Raw genomic sequence first — 22,829 nt, forward strand, 5'->3', positions numbered from 1 at the left:
AAGCGCAAGCGCCTCGTTCAGCCCCGACAAGCGCTGGAGGGCCGACCGGTGAAGTCGTTCTTTGACTTCATTGGGCGGACCGAAGCGTCTCGAGGGGCTAGGCGCTGGAGCTGGATTAAGAAAACTTCATGAAGTTATCCACAACTCAAAAATTTTATAGTTTCCTTAACTAGGACAAAGCCTGGCAGCAGCTCGCCAGGCTCATTTTTATTTAAATCTCGTACAGTGCATCTTTGTTTTTCCCAAGCATTCATTTAAAATGAATGCAAACACTTCCTGAGGAGTACGGTTATGTTTGAATTACTCATTACGATGCTGGAACGGCTTGGCATCATTGTGACGATTGCTTTTATCTTAACGAGGTTTCGCTTCTTCCGGGGATTGATTTACCATGATTCCCTGAACAGGCGACAGCAATATTTTGCTATTATATTCTTTGGTTTTTTCGGGATTATTGGTACATATTCAGGCATGAGCTTTTCAACTGATACACTGCGGTTCGACCCCTGGACTGCCGACCTGGCTTCGGATGAAGCGATTGCCAATTCCCGTGTCATCGGCATCGTGATTGCCGGTATGCTTGGCGGCTATAAGGTCGGAATTGGTGCCGGGCTTATCGCAGGTCTGCATCGTTTCACTCTCGGCGGCTTTACTGCTCTTGCATGCGGACTTGCGGCAATCGTGGCAGGAATCATTGCCGGCCGATTTCAAAAGAAGAAAAACAATGTCAACCTTAGGACCGCCTTCCTTGTTGGGGCGATTGCGGAAACGGTTCAAATGTTGATTATCCTTTTAATTGCGAAGCCTTATGACCAGGCGCAAACACTCGTCGAAATTATCGGTGTTCCAATGATTATCGCAAATGGGCTGGGGTCTGCTCTATTTTTAATGGTGATCAAGAATGTTGTGTCCGAGGAAGAAAAGACTGGTGCGATGCTTGCGCAAAAAACATTGCGGATCGCCGACCAGACGCTCGCTTACCTTCGCAAGGGAATTAATCAGGATTCTGCAAGGGCAGTCTGCCAAATTTTACACAGCGAAGTGCAGACAAGTGCGGTTGCAATCACAAACCAATCTGAAATCCTCGCCCATATCGGTCTGGCGGATGACCATCATCGTTCCACAAGTCCTATCCAGACACAGATTACGAGAGATGTTCTAAAAAGCGGCAAACTTGTCGTAGCCAATGATGAAACGATTCACTGCCGCGAGCAAAGCTGCCCTCTTGGTGCTGCGGTGATCGCTCCTTTGAAACTGCGCGACGAAACGATTGGGACGCTAAAGTTTTATTTTAAATCTGAAAAAGAAATCACCAACGTCGTCATTGAGCTGATATCAGGCCTCAGCAATCTGCTCAGCAACCAGCTTGAAATTGCTGAAGCCGATAAAGCCTACCAGCTTGCAAAAGAAGCTGAGGTAAAAGCTCTGCAGGCACAAATCAGCCCTCATTTCCTTTTCAATACAATGAATGTCATCACCTCTCTAATCAGGATTGATCCTGCAAAAGCGAGGAAGCTTCTTGTCTCTCTTTCCCATTTCCTGCGTCAGAACCTGACCGCGACTACAGTATCGATGACAACGCTTGAGCAGGAATTGGCCCATGTTAAAGCCTATCTATCTATTGAAGAGGCACGGTTTGTAGAAAAACTGAAGGTTACCTATGATATTGAGGATGACGCTTTGCCTGTGAAAATCCCGCCTCTGACTCTGCAGCCAATTGTAGAAAACGCAGTAAAACATGGAATCAAGAATATGGATCATGACTGCCAAATTCATATAGAGATTCATAAAGACGATAAAAGCACGCTAGTAACGGTGAGAGATAACGGGCAGGGAATGAGCAAGGAACGGAGCAAGCAGTTAGGAAAACAAATAATTGATTCTGAAACAGGCAGCGGGATCGCCCTTTTCAATGTGAACAGAAGACTTACGATGAATTTTGGGGACGATGCCTCCCTGAGGATTGATAGTGAGACTGGAAGAGGCACGAAGATCTCTTTTACGATTCCACAAGCGGAGGAATGATAGATGGACAAGATGATACGTACTCTAATCGTTGATGATGAATTATACAGCAGGGATGAACTGAAGCACTTATTACATTCCTTCCCTTCCATCCAGGTGGTCGGAGAAGCTGAATCAGGTGAAGCTGCGGTCATGAAGGCCCTGCAGCTCCATCCGGATGTCGTCTTCCTTGATGTCGAAATGCCAAAAATGAATGGAATGGAAGCAGCGAAAGCTTTGATGGAGTTAAAAAAAACACCGCTGATTGTGTTCGCAACCGCCTATCCGCAATTTGCTGCCGAGGCTTTCAGATATGAGGCAGTTGATTACTTGCTGAAACCCTATGACGAGAATCAGCTGAGTGAGACAGTCCTCAGAATTGAAAAGCATTTCCTCCATCCATCTGAACAAGAGCCAGTCAAGCAAACCGGCAAGCTTGCCGTTGAAGGAGATGGAGAAATCTTTTATCTCGACCCGAAGGATATTCTGTATATATCGAGAGAGGAAAAATACTCAAAAATTGTCACAAAAATAAGGGAATACGAAACAAGAATCCCTTTAAAGGATCTTGAAACCAGGCTTACAGCATACTCTTTTTTCCGCATTCATAAAAGCTATATTGTGAACCTGGATTACGTTACCCGCCTTACCCCCTGGTTCAATGGTGCCTATCAACTGGAAATCGAAGGCCGAGATGAAATGCTGTCAGTCAGTCGGAATTATGTAAAATCGCTGAGGACACAGCTGGAATTATAAATTCGCATAAAGCATCTTAAGGATGCTTTTTTGCATTTTAATCGACATTTTTTGCGCTTCAGGCTCATTTTCCTGCATGTTGTTCACAAAACAGCCATAATTTCTCCTTCTCTATTATACTTAATGAAAACGCATACAATTTTCTTTGAGGAGGTTTCATATGTATACCTTTCTAGCTGGTATCGCACTTTTAATTATTGGTTATTTCACTTATGGCAAGTTTGTAGAAAAGGTATTCGGCGTGAACGAAGGTCGTAATACTCCCGCTTATACACATAAGGATGACGTTGACTATGTGCCAATGTCCACAGCAAAGAACTCTCTGATTCAACTTCTTAATATCGCTGGTGTTGGACCTATTTTCGGGCCAATCATGGGAGCTCTTTACGGGCCGGTTGCTTTCCTATGGATCGTTCTTGGCGCAATTTTCGCTGGCGCTGTCCATGATTACCTTACTGGTATGATTTCAATCCGTAACAGAGGCGCGCACCTTCCTGAACTTGCAGGCAAATTCCTCGGCAAATTCATGAAGCATGTGGTTAATGCATTCGCAATTCTTCTTTTACTATTAGTTGGAACCGTTTTCGTAACCGCTCCAGCTGGCTTGCTTCACAATCTTATGGACGGTAAAGTAACAATGGGTCTGATCATAGGAGCAATCTTTATTTACTACATTTTAGCGACACTGCTTCCTGTTGATAAAATCATCGGACGCTTCTACCCTATCTTCGGCGCATTGCTGTTGATCAGTGCAGTCGGAGTAGGCGCAATGCTTGTCATCACTGGTGCACCGATTCCTGAATTATCTTTAACAAATTTCCATCCTGGTAATGCAGCGATCTTCCCGCTATTGTTCTTAACAATTTCTTGTGGAGCGCTATCGGGTTTCCATGCTACACAAACACCGATCATTTCTCGTACAACACAAAATGAAAAGAATGGCCGCAAGATTTTCTACGGCATGATGATTGCTGAAGGTGTCATCGCAATGATCTGGGCTGCAGCTGCAATGAGCTTGTTCGATGGCTACAACGGCTTGAACGATATGCTTGCGAACGGCGGACCTGCTGCTATCGTAAGTGAAGCTTCAACATTGATGCTTGGCGCAATCGGCGGAACGCTTGCTGTTCTCGGCGTAATCGTACTTCCAATCACTTCTGGTGACACAGCATTCCGAAGCGCACGTATGATTATCGCTGACTACTTCAATTTTTCACAAAAGAAAATCACCAGCCGTCTTTGGATCGCTGTTCCGTTGTTCGTTATCTCTTTCGCACTGACAAAGGTGGACTTCACACTTCTTTGGAGATACTTCTCCTGGGCTAACCAATCAACAGCGGTTATCGCGCTTTGGGTTGGTGCCATGTATCTGTTCATTGCAAAGAAGAACTACTGGATCGCGATGATTCCTGGTATGTTCATGACAGCAGCTACGACTTCGTATATTCTTAATGCCCAAATCGGATTCGGCCAGTCGCTGACTGTATCCAATATTGGAGCGTTAATCGTAACAGCTGTCATCACAGTTATTTTCTTCAACGCTGCTAAAAAAGCACGGGCTAAAAACATCCCTCTTGAGGAAGATATTTCTGGCTATAATAAGGTGGCGTAACGATGAGCGGATGCTGCAGTCCGGAATACCGCAAATCGGTCAATGAGAAGGAAAGTCAGGTGAATGAGAAAGGGAAAGAGCAGCTTCCCCTTCTCGCAAAAATCATGATTGTCCTTATTTCAGCAGGAGGGTTGCTGGCAGCCTTTCTCGCATATTAATAAGACAACACAGGGTGCACGCTTGATTTCAGGCGTGCACTTTTACATAGTCTAGGAGGTTGATGAAAATGAAAATATTGATCGTAGGAGCAGGTGCAATTGGCGGTTACTTCGGCGGCCGCCTGTTGGAAAAAGGAGAAGATGTCACATTTTTGGTCCGTCAAAAGCGCCAGCAGCAGCTTCGTGAAAATGGATTGGTGGTGGAAAGCATTCACGGAGATATGCATTTTCCGAAGCCTAAGACAATTTTGACAGGAGAAAATGTGGAAGCATATGACGTAGTTCTTGTTTCCACAAAGTCCTATCATCTGGATAGCGCCATTGAGAGCATCCAGCCATATGTAGGAGACGAGACGATGGTCCTGCCATTATTGAACGGAATTTCGCATCTTGATATGTTGACAGAAGCATTCGGGGCTGAAAAGGTAATTGGAGGCCTATGCTTTATCGAGACAACCCTGGCTCAGGATGGAGAAATCGTTCAAACTAGTCCAATCCATGATTTAGTCTTCGGTGTACGAAATGGCGAAAAAACGGAACGAATTTTACAGCTGGAAGAAGCATTTAGCGGAACAAAAGCAAGCTTCCGCCTTTCTGAAAAAATCGAGCAGGAGATGTGGCACAAATACTTATTCATCACTTCAATGAGCGGCATCACTTCCCTGTTCAGGTCGCCAATCGGCCCTATTCGTGAACAGGAGCATGGCTGGAAAACAATCGAGCGTCTGGTACATGAAGCAGCGGCAATCATGGAGAAAATTGGCGCGCCGCTGGCATCAGGAGCTGCGGAGAACACCTTGGCGAAGATAAAGGAAATTGGCCATGGAATGAAATCCTCCCTCCAGCGTGATATGGAGAAATCACTGCTGACAGAAGGCGACCACCTATTTGGCTACTTGCTGGAGAATACTGAGCAGTCTGGATTGGCGGCACCGATTCTATCTGCCATTTATGCTAATGTAAAAATCTTTGAAAGTGGACTAGGTACTGGAAAAAATCCGCGATAATTTCCAGTTTGCGAATAAAAGAGTGTTTTTTGCGAATAAATTTGTTTATTTGCGAATAAACTAGTATTTTTTGCGAAAAAACATCATTTATTTGCGAATAAACTGTCAATTAATCTATTTACTTGTGGATAAATCCTGTTTTTTTACGTTTAACATGTATTTTTGCGAATAACTCCATTTTTCTAGTCAAAAAAACTGCCTGAGCCTATATGTGTACTTCCAAAACACATAGACTCAGGCATTTTTCAATAAATTTTTGCGTCTTCCTGTCCTTTCATCACTCTTAAAGCACCTGCGGCCAGGGCTTCCATTTCCGCTTCACCAGGAAGGACGAAAACTTTCCCCAGGAAACTGATTCTCTTCTTGATTAATCCTGTAATCATATCGGAATGGGCGATTCCCCCGGTAAGGATGATTCCGTCAAGCTTCCCTTCCAGTACGGTGGCCATAGCCCCAATTTCTTTTCCAATCTGATATACCATCGCTTTTAAAATAAGGCCAGCCTCCGCCTCACCCTCAGCGGCCCGTTTCTCAACTTCTATGAGATTCTTGGTGCCGAGATAGGAATACACCCCTCCCTGCTTTGTCATCCGCTGAAGCAATTCTTTTTCAGAGTATTTTCCTGAAAAACAAAGCTGGACGAGCTGTTTGGCCGGTAGACCGCCTGCCCGTTCGGGAGAGAATGGTCCCTCATTTTCAGCATTATTAACGTCTATGATTCTGCCATCTCGAAGTGCAGCGACTGATATCCCTCCTCCAAGATGAGCCACAACAAAGTGTGTATCAGTCAAATCCTTCTCGATCTCAGCTGCTATTCTACGGGAAACTGCCTTGATATTGAGAGCGTGGACATGGCTTTTTCTTTCGATATCAACCAGGCCGGAAATCCTCGCTTCATCACTCAACTCATCCACACAAACAGGGTCAACGATATAGGCAGGTATTTGATGAGTACCAGCTATTTCAGCTGCAATAATGGATCCCAGGTTCGAAGCATGATTGCCATATTTGCCTGCACGTGCATCATCCAGCAACTGTTCATCAACAATATACGTCCCACTGTCCATAGGCTTCAGCATTCCTCCCCGGCCGACGACTCCATCCAGCTCTGAAGGCTGGAATTCCTTCAACCGCAAAGCCTCCTTGATGGACTCAAGCCGATATGGCAGCTGGTCGGCTAGTTCCGGCAGCTTCATGATTTCAGCATCAGCATGACGGATGGTTTCTTCAAATAGTAATTTTTCGTCTTCATAAACTGCTAGCTTGGTAGAAGTGGAACCTGGATTTATTGCTAGGATTTTCATGATAACTCTCCTATCTTCCAACGCTGACCATTGTATTGGATGCTGCAACGACAGCCAATGCGATTGAAGCCAATTTTGCCTCCGCTGTATCTGACCGGGAGTTTAAGACGAGCGGTAATTTCGCGCCCAGGACGATGCCTGCCATCGTCCCCTTCGCAAAGTAAGTGATCGCCTTGCCAAGGAAGTTTCCTGCCTCAATTGTAGGGACAATCAATAAATCCGCTGCTCCCTCAAGCTCGCTGTCCAGTCCTTTATGCATAAGAGATTCTTTGCTAATGGCTAGGTCCAGCGGAAGCGGTCCTTCTATCAATATAGGCTGACTATATTCATTTTTAATCAGCATGGCCAGGTGTTCAGCTTCCACGGTCACTGGCATCTTCTCGCTGACTCTTTCGTTCGCTGCTAAAATCGCTACCCGCGGACGGTCCACGCCAATTCTATCGAGAAATTCAACACCATTCAGGATGATTTGCTTTTTCTGCTGAAAATCTGGCGAAATATTAATACCGCCATCACTCATACTAATCAGCTGATGTGCACCCGGGATTTCGAATACGGAGATATGGCTGATAACAGAGCCAGTTTTTAAATTGAGCTCCTTATGAAGCACCCCTTTTAAAAATGGAGTGCTATTCACGAAGCCTTTCATGATTGCCTGCACTTGAGCATCGCTTGCCAGTTTGGCAGCAATAAACGCATTTTCATTTTCAGTATAGGCCGGATAAACAGGATATTCCTCAATAGAAAAGTTAAGTTCCCTTGCCAGCTCAAAGATTTTTTGCGGGTCGCCAACTAGATAAGGTTCGATAATTCCGAGATCCACAGCAGTTTTAACCGCTTCGAGCACATCCCGGTCGTGTGCAGCCGCGACACTCATTTTTACAGGCGGCCTTGTTCGCGCAGCATCAATAACATCTCTAAAGCTTTTATAGCGCATGCTTCTCGCCTCCTGTTGCTTAACCTGTATACTTGCTCTGGATTCGGCCAATTTTTTCAATCTTCTCTTCTACTAATATATTTGCGGCTTTATACGTTGGTATATCATGAGTTTTGGAGATTTTGTAGATTTTTTCGAGAATATCATAGATCATGCTCGCATTCTTGAAGGCCCGGTCCTTGCTGTACTCATGGAGTTCATCCGCTACCTGGATCAATCCGCCCGCATTGGCCACATAGTCCGGAGCATATAGGATGCCTTTCTGATGCAGCATGTCACCGTGGCGTTCTTCTGCCAGCACATTATTCGCTGCTCCGGCAACTGCGAGGCACTTGAGTTTTGGGATTGTGATGTCATTGATAACTGCGCCCAATGCATTTGGTGAAAATATGTCGCATTCTACGCTGTAAATATCAAGTGGTTCAACTGTTTCGATATCTGGGAATTGCTTCTTAACTTCTATTACATTTTCTTCAAAAATATCGGTGACAATCAGCTTCGCTCCTTCTTCATGAAGGTGGCCAACGAGAAAGCGTCCGACTTTTCCAAGGCCCTGGACTGCAATTTTCCGGTCCTTAAGTGAGTCCGTTCCAAAAATTTCTTTTGCTGTGGCCTTGATTGCTTTCCATACACCGAACGCTGTAATCACAGCCGAATTGCCGCTGCCGCCATATTCCTCAGGCAAGCCAACGAGATACGAAGTTTGCTTTGAGGCGGAAACGAAGTCCATGCCGACCGTACCGACATCGGTTCCTGTGTAAAAGCGTCCTTTTAACGTTTCGATAAATGAGCCGAAAGCCTGGAACAGTTCATCCGACTTTTCCGACTTAGGGTCGCCGATGATGACCGCTTTCCCTCCTCCATAAGTCACCCCCGAAACGCCGCATTTATAGGTCATTCCTTTCGAGAGGCGCAAAACATCCCGCAGCGCTTCTTCAGTCGATTCATAATCCCACATCCGGCATCCCCCCAGCGCCGGACCGAGCGTCGTATCATGTATGGCGACAATCGACTTCAATCCAGTGGCCTTGTCATAGTTGAAGATTACCTGTTCATGCCCCTGGCTTTTCATTTCCTCAAAAATATCCAGCACCATTTTCTGTTCTTCCGTTAGCAACACAAACATCCCCTCCCGTAATCGGACCTGGCAAAGCTGCGTCAGTGTGGGTAGTTTCCAGATCAACAAATAAATGTAAGCCCTTACATATTTTCATTATAAATACTTTAATTGCTGGTTACGGTGATATATCTTACACTTCTATGGCAATTCAACTGGAAAAAATCGAGGATAATTTCCAGTTCGCCAATATAATTTGATTTTCGCCAATAAACTCAAATTATCGCCATTAAATCCGTTTTTTCGCCAATAAAATGAAATTATCGCCAATATAGTTGTGAACTTCGCCAATAAAACACTCTGCTGTGGAAGTTCCAATTAAAATTCACGCTAAAAAGAACCAAAGCAGCAGCCTTGGTTCTTTTTAATGCAACTTTTCTATTGAACGCCAGGAAACCAGCCTGGTGTATTGACGATTGCCTGCCATAATGGATCAGGAACGACGAGTCGCGCCTGCGCACCCTGGTCGATCTTTGTTTCGATTTCATTTTCCCGGCCAGTTTCAACCTTTTCGACCCAATCTGGATCCATAATCAGTTCACGGCCTAGTGCGAGAAGTGGTACTCCTGTTTCAAATGCTTTGATAACATCGTCTGCGCTGTAGAGTGAGCCGACACCTATGACAGGAACTTTGCTTCCAACGCGCTCTTGAATGATTTCCATTCTTGAACGGTCATCATCGACACCTCTTCTTGGCTTTGACCAGAAATCATTTAAAGAAACATGTAAGTAGTCAAGTTCCTTTTCAGCCAGGACATCAATTAGTTCCAATGTGTCAGCCATCGTTATTCCCGGCTCCTCAGGCTCTTCAGGCGAGAATCTGTATCCGACGATAAACGGTTCTTTTGCATGCTTTGCGGTTACTCTTTTTACCTCATCCACAACCGCCATCGGGAATGTCATCCTTTTCTCCAGGGTCCCGCCCCATTGATCATCGCGTCTGTTTGAATGTGGCGAAAAGAATTGCTGAATCAAATAGCCGTTGGCTCCGTGGATTTCAACGCCATCAAAGCCAGCTTCAATCGCTCGGCGGGTTGTCTCGCCGAACGCAGCAATAATCTCTTCCACTTCCTCTCCTGACAATGCTCGTGGTGCTTTCGCGCTGTTGCGTTCTGATTGAACATCGCTCGCACTGACGATATCACCATTTGGCACAAGCTCGGGAGGACACTCGCGGCCGCCATGGAAAATTTGCAGCACCGCTTTAGCACCTTCAGCTTTTATCGCAGATGCCAGCTTTTTAAGACTTGGAATCATTTCATCTGTATCGGCACCGAATTCTCCATGAAACCCTTTTCCATTGCGGGTTACATATGTACACGCAGTTACCACCATGCTGACGCCTTTCGAACGGAGGGCGTAATAATTCACCTCTGCGTCCGTTACGGTTCCATCCTCGTTAGACGAAAAGTTGGTCATCGGCGCCATGACAAGTCTATTTTTCAGGTTTATTGAATTAGGGAACGTAAATGAATCAAATAATGGTTTGTATTTTTCATTCATTGATGTGATCCTCCTTCTTTAGTATACGAAAGTGTAATAGCCTAATCTTCCTTCTGTCAAACATCCTGGTTATTATTTGTATTCCACTCGAAAAAAAACAGCGAAATTAAATTCCGCTGTTTGTTCTTATTTACTCGTCTTATCAATCGCTGCCTTAATCGTTTTTGCCTGCTGTTCCATATCGCCAATCCCCTGGAAATGGACATACATGATTCTCGGTTCCTCATGCAGCATATGGTTATGCACGGCAGTTACTTCAAGCTTCCCTTCTCGCAATACATCAAGAACAGGATTTACCTCTTCCTGCAGAAGCGCAAGCTCTCCCATGACCGCAACTTGTCCATCTACCTTTTCAAATCCAAAATGGAAAACAAGCTCCATCGTTTCTGGTGACAACTTTTTCCCCATATGCGTCGGCTTAATATTTTCACGGACGATTTCCACCTTGCAGACACCATTTTCAGTTTCCACACTTGGATTGAAGATTTTTTCTAGTTCTTCACAATCAGCATTTCCCTGAGCCTGCACTGCTCCAGCTAAAATAAGAGCAGAAACCAATGCTGTAAGCATAATTGACCTTTTCATTTCAGGCACTCCTTTTTTAACTTAGCATCTCTAGTTCAGGCTTCATTATGCAGTGTGGAAAATGAATAAAGACACTCTGCTACAGCAGAATGCCTTCGTTATTTTTAATAAACAATTCTTCCATTGCTTCCACTGATAGAGGTCTGCTGAAATAATATCCCTGACCAATCACGCAGCCGTTTTCGAGCAGAAATGCAACCTGTTCATGTTCCTCAACGCCTTCAGCAATGACATCGAATTGCAGATTGTGTCCCATGTCAATGATGGTTTTGACCATGGCTCCCTTGTTTGAATGATGGATAATATCATCAACAAATGATTTATCGATTTTGATTTTATCAATCGGAAAATGCTTCAGTAGGCTTAATGATGAATATCCGGTACCGAAGTCGTCAATCGCAAGCGTTATGCCCAGCTCCTTTAGTTGATCAAGGATCCTTGCTGTCTTATCGCTGTTTTGCATGACACTCTCTGTAATCTCAAAGTCCAGATAATTCGGTTCAAGCTGAGTATTCAAAAGTACCTGTTTTACACTATCAATGAAACGGTCTTCCTGCAGCTGGCGCACAGAAATGTTCACTGACATCGGTATCGGACTGTAGCCTTTCTCCTGCCATACTTTGTTTTGAGCCGCTGCCTTTTCGAGCACCCATTTTCCAAGCGGGACGATCAATCCTGTTTCCTCGGCAAGCGGGATGAATTCAGCTGGTGAAATGATACCTTTCTCCGGATGCATCCAGCGTACAAGTGCCTCTACCCCGATAATTTCCCCGGTATCCATATTCACTTGTGGCTGATAATGGAGCGTAAGCTGATCTTGCTCCAACGCTTTTCTTAGGCCATTCTCCAGCTCCATTTTGCGGGAAGAAAGCCCATGCAGCTTATTAGTGTAAAACTGGTAATTGTTCTTCCCGCGATCTTTTGCCAGATACATAGCGGTATCCGCATGCTTGATCAGTGTTTCCTCATCTTGGCCATCCTCTGGTGCCATGCTGATTCCAATGCTAGGGGTCACGAAGAACTCCTGGCCTTCAATGGTAATCCCTTCATTAAATTCAGTAAGGATTCTTTCTGCGACTTCAATGACTTGTTCCTTCCGGAAATCCTTAAGTACAATGATGAATTCATCACCGCCCTGGCGTGATACAAGCCCCTTCTCTTTGACCGCATTTTTCAGCCTGCTGGCGACAACCTTTAACAATAGGTCGCCAACACGGTGGCCTTTCGTATCATTGATAATCTTGAAACGGTCGAGATCAAGGAAGAGTACAGCGAGATTCCCGTTACCGTTTGATAGTGCCGCATTCAGGTGTTTCCTGACCATATTCCGATTCGGCAAGCCGGTAAGAACGTCATAATAGGCCATATATTTAATGGTTTTTTCCGCCTTCTTGCGCTGCGTCAGATCACGGCCAACAATTTGTTCAGCCATTCTTCCTTCATATAAAATCGGCATCGCGGACATTTCTACATCTATTTTTTGTCCGTCTATCTGTTTTGCTTTAAATTCGAACCACAATTTTTCCTCAAAATTCTCATCTATTGTTAACTCACGATTTTTTATACGAGCCAGTACATCAGAGGGAATAAGCTCGGATATCGGCTGTCCGATTAATTCCTCTGGACTTTTCGCCTTGAACAGCCTGCAGCCGGCTTCATTGATATAATCCAGCTTTCCTCTGCTGTATACAGCAATCAAATCAGGGGACATTTCCACTAGGCTGCGATAGCGTCCTTCACTTTCCTGACGGTCGGTTATATCGAAAAGGACACTGGTAAAGTCAACGAAATTTCCGTTTTCATCAATGACCGGAATGCCTCTATCCTGGATCCAGCGAACCTCTCCATCTGGACGAATGATCCGATACACACTGGTGACAGCTTCTCCTCTTGATAATCCATCTTCCCTGTCAGCTAAAATGTGCAGATCCTCAGGGTGGATGACTTTTTTCCAGAGGGTGTTGTCATGATAAAACTCTTCAGACGAATGTCCGTATAATTTTTCGATACCAGATGTAATCAGCAATGTGTCCGTCTTCAGATCATGTGACCAGATCGCGACATCCAGAGTATCAAAAATGCTTTTCAGTCTCTTTTTATGTCCCTCTAAATCCTCTTCTGCATTTTTCACCGCTTTGAATACCCTGAAGACCAATGCGATAAAAACAAAGGAGACAGCTAGATCAATCAAATAGCCAACACCTTTACTTATGGGAAAATAAAACGAAGTCAGCCAATCAATCAACTCCGCGAACAGAAGAAAAAATATGATAGATAATCCGGTGTATCTTTGTATCTTTCCGTCACTGCCCATTCAAACATTTCCCCCTGTGCCATGTTGCATGATTGTCTTGAAAAAAATACTAAATATTCCTTTATTAACATAACAAACATACTAGGTCTCGTACAATGGAATAATTCCATATGGCCCATAAAATTGATGAATTTTGTCATTTTTTGTCCTGGCAAACACAGCAACTCGTCAAAGAGCAATCCCCAGCACTGTTGAAAGTTCTCTCTTTTTCTCGTTCAAATAGATTTGGTCGAGTGCCTTCAACTCGTTTGAATCGAACTTCTCCATGCTGTAGATATACAGCTCCCAAATGCTTTTCTTCAAGGAATCGTCAGCTGTTTTTCCAATCAACAGAAAAGCGTCGATGAGGGCAGTTAGAATGGAAAAGTCTTGACTCCCATAATGGACAATTTGATAAAAGGATAAATATAAGATATCCATCGTCCGCTTTTGCTTCCCGATAATCCTTGGCTGCATCTCTTCATCATAATAGGCTATATACCGTCCGTTTGAACGTACCCGGCATAAATGGGACAATGCCATGCCTAAATAGGAAATACAGACTCTTGCCGTATTCGGGTCATTAATCGCTGGTGAGATGGCCCTCAAAGCAACCTCAACAATCTTCTGGAGCGCAAATTCAGGATCCTGGATTGATGACCGTTCTTTCCCCAGCTTTAAGTATTGATTCAGGACGGCATCAATATCCTCGTCTATCTCTCCGCTATGGTGGACTCTGAAAGCAATGCTATCCTCTGTCAGAAAATCACCGTTCAAAAAGTTGGCTTCGACTCCAAGTTCATGGTGAGATGCGTATCTCAATAGTCCTTGATAATCTGTCAGCTGGACATAACCGAACCCTCTGCATTTTACATCCCGGACAAATTCATAGGTGAAACCTGCATCTTTTCTGTCATCTATTACGTTCGTGTAGTCACTTTCAAGTGAAGCCTCCTGGCTTCTAATGACCTTTAAAGCTCCCTCAGTGATTTCCCGGATCAGCGTGCTGACCTGAACGGAAGTTGCGACATTATGGATAAAATACCCGAAGAATGCGAGGCAGATGAACGCAATGGCGACTCCAACCGTAGCTGAGATCACTTGGCTTTCATACCACGATTCACTCATGAACAACAGCGATAGAATCGAGTAGACGAACCCGCCCATGAAGATACCAAGCACCCGCATCGTCACAGGATCCTCGACGAAGTTACTCAGCGTCCTGGGTGAAAATTGAGATGAATATGTAGTCAGTACGACCATGATCGTCGAAAAAGTGATCGTCGTCATTGTCAGCAGCGCTCCAGAAATCGAACCTAATATCGTCTGCGCCAACTCAACATTAGTCAGCATAAATGATGGGACAACTCCCTGAGCAAGCTCATTATGATCGATATAAATCACGGCCAATGCCAGCAGGAATGCCAGTACACTATAAATAACAGGCTTCAGCCACATACTTTCCCTTATTCGTAAAACAATTTTTTTCAACAAACTTCCCAGCCCCTTAAGTTACCAACTCTTTCCTTACTTATTTAGACCATTTGGGGTGAGTTTAATCCTTTTTAGTCTTATCGCAGCGTATCTATTGTCATTTTTTCGATGAAAATCAACTCATTCTATCGTAATCGTTTCCGAGAAAACAAAAACCTTGCCCACTACAGCAAGGTTTCCATTTGTTAATTCGCATACCCTACAAGTTCCATAAATCCTATTCCGTCCAGTGGCCTTATCTTTCCATCAGCTAGCTTTTCCCTGCCGGTTACTTTGCATGCGCCTTCCCAAATAGCCTGTATGGGGCTGATGATCAGCATTTCCTGATTTGGGAATACAGCTTCTATATGAAGATGTATTCCGAATTCGGGAATCCGAATTTCCCATTCTACTGGATACCTGGCATTTGTTTTCAGGCTTTTCCAGTACTTTACTTTTTGGAAAGTTATGTTTCTCGTAAAATGAATTCTGCCATCCTCTTCAATAACATTTGCCATAGGCTTTCCGAGGGACATTTGATTAAGCAGCAGCTCACGCCCGTCGCTAAGCATTAGTCCGAACCAGTCCCATCCGGCTCCTTTAACTAAGGAATAATCATGTCCCCATTGATGGTCGAACTAGCCAGTACCGCTTACATTTTCCGTCTTCACAGCCGTCTTTATTTTCCCATGCACAGAATTCCTAGTAGTAGAATAATAGTACAAATCGTCCGGCTTTCCATCACCGACTATCAGTGCAATAGGCTTCATTGGTGTGAATTCAAGCTCGATTTTTGAATTCCCTTCCTGTAAAAGCACATTAAAACCAACTGCCTCTTCCCCTTTGAAGTTAAGCTGGTGCTTTCCGTATACCAATCCAGGTGGATTCTGATTGATTCTCACCGTCTCCAACATTTTGTGAGGCACAGGTATTTCGCCCTTAAGCAACTTTTTATAGAGTCTCCAGATCCTTTTATCTGTTGGATGGAGCAAAAGATAGAAAGGCAGATATATTGCTAGCATCGCAAGCTTCACCTTTGAATCGAAACTTGAAAATTTGAAACGTTTCTTGCTGTCCAGGTCGATCAATGTATGGATGATATAATGTCCTTTGCCTATCTCAAACTCGCCCACCCGGAAAAATGAAGCCATCACACCATACCGGCCACCCTTATCCCCGTTCTAAAAAGCGAAAAAATACCACCATTCAATATTGGAATCTCCATGTGGCCCTGCATCCTTTGGCAGTGAAATCCTGCCTAACCGTTCGTCATTCATTCCATTCCAGCACACCTTCTTTTTTTAGTAAGGTATGCATGGGACATTAAAAAAGCATCAAAGAAGCCAATCCCTTCTTTGATGCTTTTACTTACTCTTCCATTATTTCTTTCAGTTTTCTCAGGTCCTTCATGTTGGCCTTTTTCATCATCGAAGCCATAAAAGGTGAAACAAGTTTTGAGAATCCTGTCGGCTCCCCCTGGTTCCTCAGTGTCATCCTTGTTGTGTTTGAGTCGATTGCTTCCCAGTTGTATGTAGTCTTCATTGGAAATGGTCCTTCTGAGGTTTGCATGACCATTTTCCTTCCTGGGACATACTCTATGATCTCATAAATATAAGCAAGTTCCCGACCGAGGAATTTTGCCTTAAACGCAATCTTTGAACCAAGATTTAACGGTTTCTCTGTGAGCCATTCAGCCGAATCAATATTCACATACCATTCAGGAGCATTGTCGGGATTCGCCGCATACTCTGAAACCCTTTCAACCGGGGACTTAATTTCTATCTCTGTCAGAACGTCTACCAAGATAATTCCTCCAAGTTTAGCTTTATAACACATTATAATATATTTTGCTTCAAAGTCGTCTATCTCCTTGCAGTCAACAGGAAAACTTGAAAATAAACCCGCAGTGGAATATTCTTAAATATATACTTCATATTTAAGGATGGGATTACCCTGCGTATCAATAAATTCATCAGCGAAACTGGTAAAACGTCAAGGCGTGGCGCGGACCGGCTCATTGAGGAAGGACGCGTGTCCATCAATGGAAAGGTTGCGAAAATCGGCAGCCAGGTTGAGCCTGGAGATGTCGTTCGCCTGAATGGCGAAGAAATCAGGATGGCGCAAAACTACGTATATATAGCTTTAAATAAACCGGTCGGGATCACCAGTACAACAGAAAGGCATGTGAAAGGCAACATCATCGACCTTGTCAATCACCCGCTAAGGATTTTCAACATCGGACGACTTGATAAGGATTCAGAAGGTTTGATCCTTCTCACGAATGACGGAGACATCGTTAATGAAATTCTCCGTGCTGAAAACAAACATGAAAAGGAATATATTGTCTCAGTGGACAAGCCCATCACTCCAGAATTCGTCAAGGCGATGTCCGAAGGGGTGAGGATCCTTGGAACAAAAACCCTTCCAGCAAAGGTCGTCCAACTATCAAAATACGAGTTCAATATCATCCTTACACAAGGATTGAACAGGCAGATCCGCCGCATGTGCGAAACCCTTGGATACCAAGTCGTCAGACTGCAGCGCATACGGATCATGAACATCCATCTCGGGAACCTGCCAATTGGCCAATGGCGTGACTTGAATAAGAAAGAGAAAAGGCAGCTTTTCAGCGACTTGAATTACGAGCCTAAGGAATGGTAAGAGGATGTGCAACTGCTCATCCTCTTTTCTATTATAACCATTGCTTTAATCAGATCTTTGCACCAGTAATATGGGCTTCTTTTAAGAGGACTCTGAACCAATCAGCCTTACAACTTATTATTAAAATAGTTGCTTCCCCAATTACACTGGCATGTGCTAATGAAGTATGATGTAATTATCATAATAACGTTCTAGCTGATTGGAGTTTTTAAAATGCACAAAAATAATACAAAGAATTTGGTAAGCGAAGATGAGCTTTCGACAATTTTGATCGCTGCCAATGAAATCATTATGTATGGAGGGAAAGGCCTGCTTGGCAAGATTCTCGCGGGCTCAAAAGATAAGAGGATTTATACAGCTGACCTTCATCACTCCCCTATGTACGGCGCATTTGCGGACATGAAACAAAAGGAAGTCATGGAGAAGGTTGAATGGGTGCTTGATAATGGCTACCTGACAACAGACGAAAAGCTTTCCCTTCTAATGTATACAGACAAAGGCTGGGACTTTGTTAAAGATGAACTGGCAGAGAGTGTCTACACGGAATTCACTCTGGCTGCTGAGTTTGGGAGATATGAGTATCTGGATTTCATCCTTGGCCAGCATCCAGAATTAAAAATGGATCTACTTGATCTAATTGAAGAGAGAGACAGTAAGGAACTGATCGACATCCTGGTTGAATGGCTGGAGCTTGAGAATTTCAAGCCTATTCCAGAAAGGATTCATGAAGTAATACAGAGACTGGACAAAGGAAATTCCCACAGCCAACAGAACAGTGATGAAACAAGCTCTTTTGATGCCAATAAAAAATGGCTTATGCTGCCTGCCGAAATCCGCCAGATGCTCGTCCGGAACGTTTTTTGCGGACATTGCATGGACACCGTGCAAATTGAGAAATATGTAATCAAGGATTTCCGCGACAGTGTTGTGCTTGAAGGAAAATGCAAAAACTGTGGCAATGACGTCGTCCGAGTCATAGATTAAGGTGCTCGTCATAAATTTTGGTTACTTTGAAAAACTTAGTAATTAATGGTACCTGGTTTAAAAGCCAGGTATTATTTTCGAGTGAAAATAGTTTGTATACAAATTATATTTACACAATATACTTTTTCGTGTTAGAATTTTTATAAGGTTAATCAGGGGGTCTTACTGATGGATATGTCTATGGATAAAGTACTCGGTTCTGCTTCTGTTCGGTTGAGCAAGAAGCTTACACGAATCATTAACTATTACTTAAAGCCTTACCGTATTACGACTGAACAGTGGAGTGTCCTGCGCACTCTGAATGAGTCTGGTGAGGTCTCACAAAAAGAATTATCGATACGGTCAGATAAAGACCAGGCAACATTGACGAAAATTCTGGACCTTCTTGTAAAACAAGAGAATGTAGAAAGGCTCGCCAATCCTCTTGATCGCCGTTCCTTTTTGGTGAAAATTACTCCGAAGGGCGCAAAGCTTGTAGAGGAAATAACGCCTTACCTCGAGGATATCTTCATGAAAATCACAAATGGACTAGATGAGGAAAGGCTTGCAATGTTCAGAGAGGTTTTACTTACAATAGAAGACAATATCGAAAGACTTTTGGAGGAAAACAATTAGAAAGAAGGCCATATGATGAACAAAACATCCAAGTTGTGGACAGCACAGTTTACAGCCATTGTTATAATGGCTTTTTTATTTTTCCTTTGCCTGCAACTGCTGACTGCCGGCTTCCCCGCTTTCATTACCGACATTAAAAATAATCCTGCCCAGGGCGGCTTGATGACCACTGTATTTATGGTTTCCGCAATCGCTACCCGTCCTTTTGTCGCTAGCTTAATGCACAAGATGGACAACAAGAAATTAAGCCTTATATCTCTGGGGTTTATTGCGATTTCCGTTGGCTTGAGTTTCGGCCAGGATTCGGTGCCACTATTACTACTGCTTAGAGTTTTCCATGGAGTTGGTTTTGGAATCATTACAACGATATTCTCAACGATGGCTACAAATATCATCCCTGCCCACCGTCTTGGTGAGGGAATCGGCTATTACGGAATGGCAACAAGTGTAGGGACAAGTCTTGGGCCAATGCTGGCGCTGGCATTGCTGCAGTTTTTTTCTTTTAATATGCTAATCGCTATTTCTGTAAGCTTGACTCTTCTTACCTTGTTCTTGAATTTTTTTGTAAAAAGCCCGCAAAGGAATGTACAGCCTCAAGCAGCTGGCCGGAAAGTCAATTTCAGGGAGCATGCCTTTGACCGACATGCTTTTACACCAGCAATCCTTACCGCATTCTTCTCGATCACGCTCGGCGGTGTCGTAAGCTTCCTGCGTGAATTAGGAAAAGAGGCAAACCTTGGGGCAACCATCTCATTATTCTTCCTTGTCCTAACGATTGTAATGGTCCTGATCAGGCCTGTTTCAGGAAGAATGTACGATAAATACGGGCATAAATTCATCATCTACCCTGCAGTCATCTCAGGAATTATTGGACTGACACTTTTAGCGGTCACTCAACATACATTGACCCTTTTAATCGCTGCCGTTTTTTACGGTATTGCATATGGAACAGTCGCGCCTACTCTCCAAGCGCTTGCGGTCAGCGCAGTATCAAGGGAGAAGCAAGGAACCGCGAATGCGATGTACTTCTCCTCGATGGACTTAGGTATGGCTCTCGGATCTGCCGGACTTGGCCTGCTGGCATCCTATTCCAGCTACCATTTCATATACGGATTTTCGATCATATTCCTCATCGGGCTGCTGTTAGCTTACACCTTGATTTTCGTTGTGAAAAAGCAGCCTAAGGATCAATATGTTAAAACAGCAGAAGAAATTGGATACTAAAAAACACGGTGGAACCTTCTCCACCGTGTTTTTTGCCTTTCTTTGGGACCATTAATCCCGATACCCCTTATTTTTTTGGATATATTACCTGAATGTAGAAAATTAACAGTATATTACTGTCTAATGTTTATCTTTATTTTCCCTTCTGACCTCATGCCTGCTGATATACAGCCACATTGCGATATAAGTCAGGAATAGCAAAACGAGAAACACTGGAGCTGACAATACATTCTGTATCAACAAATTAAGCCACCTCTTTTTACTTTAGGCTGTCCAGCGGGAATGGAAAAAATAAATAGAAAATAACCGCTAGCGGGATAGAAATGATCCATGCGATCAACGGTTTACGATAATGTATCCACAGAACCACAAACAAAATTAAATTCAGCCAGATGTTGTGCCAGCTATTCCAGCCATTGTCGTATACAAACATTCCCCTGTGGGCGAAAAGAGCCTCAATGATCGTGTAAAAGGCTACCCATATGCCTACATAAATCAGCTGGTTCCTTCTTGTTGATGGAAAACGCTGAAGATAGATCATCAAACCAACCGGACAGATGAAAAAAGTAAAGGCGATATTGATGATCGAGTGGGTCAGCCAATCAGCTGTTATTCCCCGGAATGCCCATAAAGTGTGATTATAGTAAAGAGTGTTGTAGAGCAGGTTGACCATCATAAAAAATAGAATAGTTGAGTATTGCTTTTTCCATTGTGACCAGTCAATAAATTTATAAGCGAAAAATATCCAGACTGCTATGACCAATAATAGATACATGCTTCTCTCTCCCCAAAAATACTTATTTTATCAGTTATTTCCAGCGAGAAAGTTTTTATACAATTCAAAAAGACCTGATACTGAATAGTCAGGTCTCACTAAAAGGTTAGTTATCTAGAAACAATAGAAAGGACATTGAATTGTTTTCTCTGCTTTCGATAAAGCTCCTGCGCTTCTTCTATGGTGATTTCAACAAAGCGGATTTTTGTTCCCGGCATTGCCTGAGCAAGCAAAGGAAGATCAACAGAAATCACTGTGGCAATCCTGGTATAGCCGCCAGTCGTCTGTCGTTCTGCCATCAAAATGATTGGCTGCCCGTTAGAAGGCACCTGGATTCCTCCTGCCGGAATGGCATCAGAAATAATATCTGCTCCGCCAATGTGGCCAAGTTCTGGTCCTTCGAGGCGATAGCCCATTCTGTTTGACTGAGGGGATACCGTATATTCACCTGACATAAATCGCTCAATTGAGTCTGGATGAAATTTTTCAAGATGAGGGCCGAGAATCACCCGTATTTCAAGCTGAGCTTTATATACAGGAATAAAGTCTTTATGTAAAAAGCGATTTTTCCGGACAAATGGCCTCCCATATACAATATCCCCTGCCTCCAGTGCCCGACCATTAAAACCGCCCATCGTGCCATTGATAAACGTGGACTTACTGCCTAAAACGAGCGGGACATCAATTCCGCCGGCAAAAACCATGTACGCCCTTGCCCCGCTTTCCACTTTTCCAAATGACAGAATATCTCCTTTTCTTAAAACGAAGCTTTTCCACATCAATACTTCCTTCTTGTTCACCATTGGCTGCAGATTCCCGCCACAAATGGCCATCGACACATCCTTCAATGCTTCAAGACTGGGTCCGAGCATCACAGCTTCCAGCCCTGCTTCATGAAGAGAGTTCCCGACCAGGAGATTGGCCATTTGCAAGGAATAGGGATCCATCGCACCTGAAGGACTGATGCCATACTGCTGATAGCCTGTTCTCCCTAAATCCTGTACTGTTGTCTGCAGGCCGGACTTAAGGACTTTAAACAAGGGTTCCGTCATATAGAATCCCAACCTCTGCCGACTTCTATTCCTTCAGCTTTTAAAGCTTCATTTAATCTTACTGCAAAGTCAAGGGCCTGTGGTTCATCTCCATGGATGCAAATTGTATCTGCCTTAATTTCAATGTCTGTCCCGTCAACTGCCTCAACTCTTCCTTCACGTACCATCCTGATCACTCTTTTTATTGCTAAGTCCGGATCGTGGATGATCGCGTTTGTCTCCGAACGCGGTGTCAACGAACCATCAGGCTGGTAGGTTCGGTCAGCAAAAACTTCATGCGCCACCTGCAGGCCTTTTTCCTCTCCCGCTTTCACGAGCCAGCTGCCTGCAAGTCCGAATAAAACAAGTGATGGATCGGCGTCTGCCACTGCCCCCGCAATGGCATCGGCGATTGCTTTATCTTTTGCAGCCATATTGTACAGTGCGCCATGCGGCTTTACATGAACGACTGTTGTTCCACAGGTTTTCGCTATCGCAGCAAGAGCGCCAATCTGGTATATAGTCAGATTGTAAATTTCCTCCGCACTCATCTTCATTTCTCTCCTGCCGAAACCATGCAAGTCAGGAAAGCCAGGATGTGCGCCAACTTTCACTCCACATACTTTGGCCATTTTCACCGTTTTCATCATGACATTATGATCACCGGCATGATACCCACAGGCGATGTTGGCAGAATTGATATGATTTAACACTTCCTTGTCATTGCCAATTTTAAATAGTCCGTAGCTTTCACCTAAATCACAGTTCAGATCGACACTTAACACTTTCC

Annotated in this window: 21 protein-coding genes and 1 pseudogene; 9 read left to right on the top strand and 13 right to left on the bottom strand. The window is 43.9% G+C overall.

Annotated features, from left to right (window positions below; genetic code table 11):
- Window positions 1–291: 291 nt before the first annotated feature.
- The 5 genes from ACH0QE_RS02820 (at window position 292) to ACH0QE_RS02840 (ending at window position 5,537) form a co-directional block, all read left to right on the top strand.
- The gene (locus tag ACH0QE_RS02820; RefSeq protein WP_415799190.1) at window positions 292–2,025 is read left to right on the top strand and encodes a LytS/YhcK type 5TM receptor domain-containing protein; all 1,734 of its coding nucleotides are present in this window, start codon (window positions 292–294) and stop codon (window positions 2,023–2,025) included.
- 3 nt (window positions 2,026–2,028) lie between these two features.
- Window positions 2,029–2,760, top strand: a complete 732-nt coding sequence (locus ACH0QE_RS02825; RefSeq protein ID WP_415799191.1) for a LytR/AlgR family response regulator transcription factor — start codon at window positions 2,029–2,031, stop codon at window positions 2,758–2,760.
- Window positions 2,761–2,920: 160 nt separating this feature from the next.
- Window positions 2,921–4,372 carry a carbon starvation CstA family protein gene (locus tag ACH0QE_RS02830; protein ID WP_415799192.1) on the top strand — a complete coding sequence of 484 codons (1,452 nt, stop codon included), beginning with the start codon at window positions 2,921–2,923 and terminating at the stop codon, window positions 4,370–4,372.
- Window positions 4,373–4,374: 2 nt separating this feature from the next.
- Complete coding sequence (locus tag ACH0QE_RS02835; protein ID WP_415799193.1) at window positions 4,375–4,530, top strand: hypothetical protein; 156 nt, start codon at window positions 4,375–4,377, stop codon at window positions 4,528–4,530.
- A gap of 68 nt (window positions 4,531–4,598) precedes the next feature.
- Complete coding sequence (locus ACH0QE_RS02840) at window positions 4,599–5,537, top strand: ketopantoate reductase family protein (RefSeq protein ID WP_415799194.1); 939 nt, start codon at window positions 4,599–4,601, stop codon at window positions 5,535–5,537.
- A gap of 245 nt (window positions 5,538–5,782) precedes the next feature.
- Here the strand turns inward: ACH0QE_RS02840 and buk are convergent, their stop codons facing one another.
- The 10 genes and pseudogenes from buk to ACH0QE_RS02890 form a co-directional block, all read right to left on the bottom strand.
- Entirely contained in the window at window positions 5,783–6,841 is a 1,059-nt protein-coding gene (gene buk, locus ACH0QE_RS02845; RefSeq protein ID WP_415799195.1) for a butyrate kinase, read from the bottom strand.
- Window positions 6,842–6,851: 10 nt separating this feature from the next.
- On the bottom strand, window positions 6,852–7,778 hold the full coding sequence (locus ACH0QE_RS02850; RefSeq protein WP_415799196.1) for a phosphate acyltransferase: 927 nt from the start codon (window positions 7,776–7,778) through the stop codon (window positions 6,852–6,854).
- 19 nt (window positions 7,779–7,797) lie between these two features.
- On the bottom strand, window positions 7,798–8,898 hold the full coding sequence (locus tag ACH0QE_RS02855) for a Glu/Leu/Phe/Val family dehydrogenase (protein ID WP_415799197.1): 1,101 nt from the start codon (window positions 8,896–8,898) through the stop codon (window positions 7,798–7,800).
- A gap of 375 nt (window positions 8,899–9,273) precedes the next feature.
- Entirely contained in the window at window positions 9,274–10,398 is a 1,125-nt protein-coding gene (locus tag ACH0QE_RS02860; RefSeq protein WP_415799198.1) for an NADH-dependent flavin oxidoreductase, read from the bottom strand.
- A 126-nt stretch (window positions 10,399–10,524) separates the two neighbouring features.
- A complete protein-coding gene (locus tag ACH0QE_RS02865) occupies window positions 10,525–10,983 on the bottom strand; it encodes a DUF1259 domain-containing protein (RefSeq protein WP_415799199.1) in 459 nt (152 codons plus the stop codon).
- A 79-nt stretch (window positions 10,984–11,062) separates the two neighbouring features.
- Window positions 11,063–13,297 carry a sensor domain-containing protein gene (locus ACH0QE_RS02870; RefSeq protein WP_415799200.1) on the bottom strand — a complete coding sequence of 745 codons (2,235 nt, stop codon included), beginning with the start codon at window positions 13,295–13,297 and terminating at the stop codon, window positions 11,063–11,065.
- Between the two features lie 168 nt (window positions 13,298–13,465).
- Window positions 13,466–14,770, bottom strand: coding sequence for a DUF2254 domain-containing protein (locus ACH0QE_RS02875; RefSeq protein WP_415799201.1), 1,305 nt, complete (start codon window positions 14,768–14,770; stop codon window positions 13,466–13,468).
- 185 nt (window positions 14,771–14,955) lie between these two features.
- Window positions 14,956–15,333: pseudogene (locus ACH0QE_RS02880) on the bottom strand (lipocalin family protein); the annotation flags it as partial.
- Between the two features lie 54 nt (window positions 15,334–15,387).
- Entirely contained in the window at window positions 15,388–15,903 is a 516-nt protein-coding gene (locus ACH0QE_RS02885; protein ID WP_415799202.1) for a hypothetical protein, read from the bottom strand.
- A 214-nt stretch (window positions 15,904–16,117) separates the two neighbouring features.
- The gene (locus tag ACH0QE_RS02890; RefSeq protein WP_415799203.1) at window positions 16,118–16,552 is read right to left on the bottom strand and encodes an SRPBCC family protein; all 435 of its coding nucleotides are present in this window, start codon (window positions 16,550–16,552) and stop codon (window positions 16,118–16,120) included.
- Window positions 16,553–16,702: 150 nt separating this feature from the next.
- Between ACH0QE_RS02890 and rluF the strand changes: the two genes are divergently transcribed.
- The 4 genes from rluF to ACH0QE_RS02910 all read left to right on the top strand — a co-directional run bounded on the left by rluF (window position 16,703) and on the right by ACH0QE_RS02910 (window position 20,233).
- Entirely contained in the window at window positions 16,703–17,410 is a 708-nt protein-coding gene (rluF, locus tag ACH0QE_RS02895) for a 23S rRNA pseudouridine(2604) synthase RluF (protein WP_102261511.1), read from the top strand.
- A 213-nt stretch (window positions 17,411–17,623) separates the two neighbouring features.
- Window positions 17,624–18,394, top strand: a complete 771-nt coding sequence (locus ACH0QE_RS02900; RefSeq protein WP_415799204.1) for an RQC-minor-1 family DNA-binding protein — start codon at window positions 17,624–17,626, stop codon at window positions 18,392–18,394.
- 168 nt (window positions 18,395–18,562) lie between these two features.
- Window positions 18,563–19,009 carry a MarR family winged helix-turn-helix transcriptional regulator gene (locus ACH0QE_RS02905; protein ID WP_415799205.1) on the top strand — a complete coding sequence of 149 codons (447 nt, stop codon included), beginning with the start codon at window positions 18,563–18,565 and terminating at the stop codon, window positions 19,007–19,009.
- A 12-nt stretch (window positions 19,010–19,021) separates the two neighbouring features.
- A complete protein-coding gene (locus tag ACH0QE_RS02910) occupies window positions 19,022–20,233 on the top strand; it encodes an MFS transporter (protein ID WP_415799206.1) in 1,212 nt (403 codons plus the stop codon).
- A 259-nt stretch (window positions 20,234–20,492) separates the two neighbouring features.
- Here ACH0QE_RS02910 and ACH0QE_RS02915 read toward each other — a convergent pair whose 3' ends face one another.
- The 3 genes from ACH0QE_RS02915 to ACH0QE_RS02925 all read right to left on the bottom strand — a co-directional run bounded on the left by ACH0QE_RS02915 (window position 20,493) and on the right by ACH0QE_RS02925 (window position 22,824).
- Window positions 20,493–21,008 (bottom strand): CBO0543 family protein, encoded by a 516-nt coding sequence (locus tag ACH0QE_RS02915; RefSeq protein ID WP_415799207.1) that lies wholly within the window; start codon window positions 21,006–21,008, stop codon window positions 20,493–20,495.
- A gap of 110 nt (window positions 21,009–21,118) precedes the next feature.
- Window positions 21,119–22,060 (bottom strand): biotin-dependent carboxyltransferase family protein, encoded by a 942-nt coding sequence (locus ACH0QE_RS02920; RefSeq protein ID WP_415799208.1) that lies wholly within the window; start codon window positions 22,058–22,060, stop codon window positions 21,119–21,121.
- The gene (locus ACH0QE_RS02925; RefSeq protein WP_415799209.1) at window positions 22,057–22,824 is read right to left on the bottom strand and encodes a LamB/YcsF family protein; all 768 of its coding nucleotides are present in this window, start codon (window positions 22,822–22,824) and stop codon (window positions 22,057–22,059) included. Before ACH0QE_RS02925 ends, ACH0QE_RS02920 begins: the two co-directional genes overlap by 4 nt.
- Window positions 22,825–22,829 lie beyond the last annotated feature (5 nt).

It is taken from the genome of Mesobacillus sp. (genome assembly GCF_047739415.1).
Taxonomy (GTDB): Bacteria; Bacillota; Bacilli; order Bacillales; family Cytobacillaceae; genus Mesobacillus.

What these genes read in the sequence shown, in the direction of transcription:
- ACH0QE_RS02820 (WP_415799190.1), top strand. Translation starts at nt 292, where the DNA reads ATGTTTGAATTACTCATTACGATGCTGGAACGGCTTGGCATCATTGTG.
- ACH0QE_RS02825 (WP_415799191.1), top strand. Translation starts at nt 2,029, where the DNA reads ATGGACAAGATGATACGTACTCTAATCGTTGATGATGAATTATACAGC.
- ACH0QE_RS02830 (WP_415799192.1), top strand. Translation starts at nt 2,921, where the DNA reads ATGTATACCTTTCTAGCTGGTATCGCACTTTTAATTATTGGTTATTTC.
- ACH0QE_RS02835 (WP_415799193.1), top strand. Translation starts at nt 4,375, where the DNA reads ATGAGCGGATGCTGCAGTCCGGAATACCGCAAATCGGTCAATGAGAAG.
- ACH0QE_RS02840 (WP_415799194.1), top strand. Translation starts at nt 4,599, where the DNA reads ATGAAAATATTGATCGTAGGAGCAGGTGCAATTGGCGGTTACTTCGGC.
- buk (WP_415799195.1), bottom strand. Translation starts at nt 6,841, where the DNA reads ATGAAAATCCTAGCAATAAATCCAGGTTCCACTTCTACCAAGCTAGCA.
- ACH0QE_RS02850 (WP_415799196.1), bottom strand. Translation starts at nt 7,778, where the DNA reads ATGCGCTATAAAAGCTTTAGAGATGTTATTGATGCTGCGCGAACAAGG.
- ACH0QE_RS02860 (WP_415799198.1), bottom strand. Translation starts at nt 10,398, where the DNA reads ATGAATGAAAAATACAAACCATTATTTGATTCATTTACGTTCCCTAAT.
- ACH0QE_RS02865 (WP_415799199.1), bottom strand. Translation starts at nt 10,983, where the DNA reads ATGAAAAGGTCAATTATGCTTACAGCATTGGTTTCTGCTCTTATTTTA.
- ACH0QE_RS02870 (WP_415799200.1), bottom strand. Translation starts at nt 13,297, where the DNA reads ATGGGCAGTGACGGAAAGATACAAAGATACACCGGATTATCTATCATA.
- ACH0QE_RS02900 (WP_415799204.1), top strand. Translation starts at nt 17,624, where the DNA reads ATGCACAAAAATAATACAAAGAATTTGGTAAGCGAAGATGAGCTTTCG.
- ACH0QE_RS02905 (WP_415799205.1), top strand. Translation starts at nt 18,563, where the DNA reads ATGGATATGTCTATGGATAAAGTACTCGGTTCTGCTTCTGTTCGGTTG.
- ACH0QE_RS02910 (WP_415799206.1), top strand. Translation starts at nt 19,022, where the DNA reads ATGATGAACAAAACATCCAAGTTGTGGACAGCACAGTTTACAGCCATT.
- ACH0QE_RS02915 (WP_415799207.1), bottom strand. Translation starts at nt 21,008, where the DNA reads ATGTATCTATTATTGGTCATAGCAGTCTGGATATTTTTCGCTTATAAA.
- ACH0QE_RS02920 (WP_415799208.1), bottom strand. Translation starts at nt 22,060, where the DNA reads ATGACGGAACCCTTGTTTAAAGTCCTTAAGTCCGGCCTGCAGACAACA.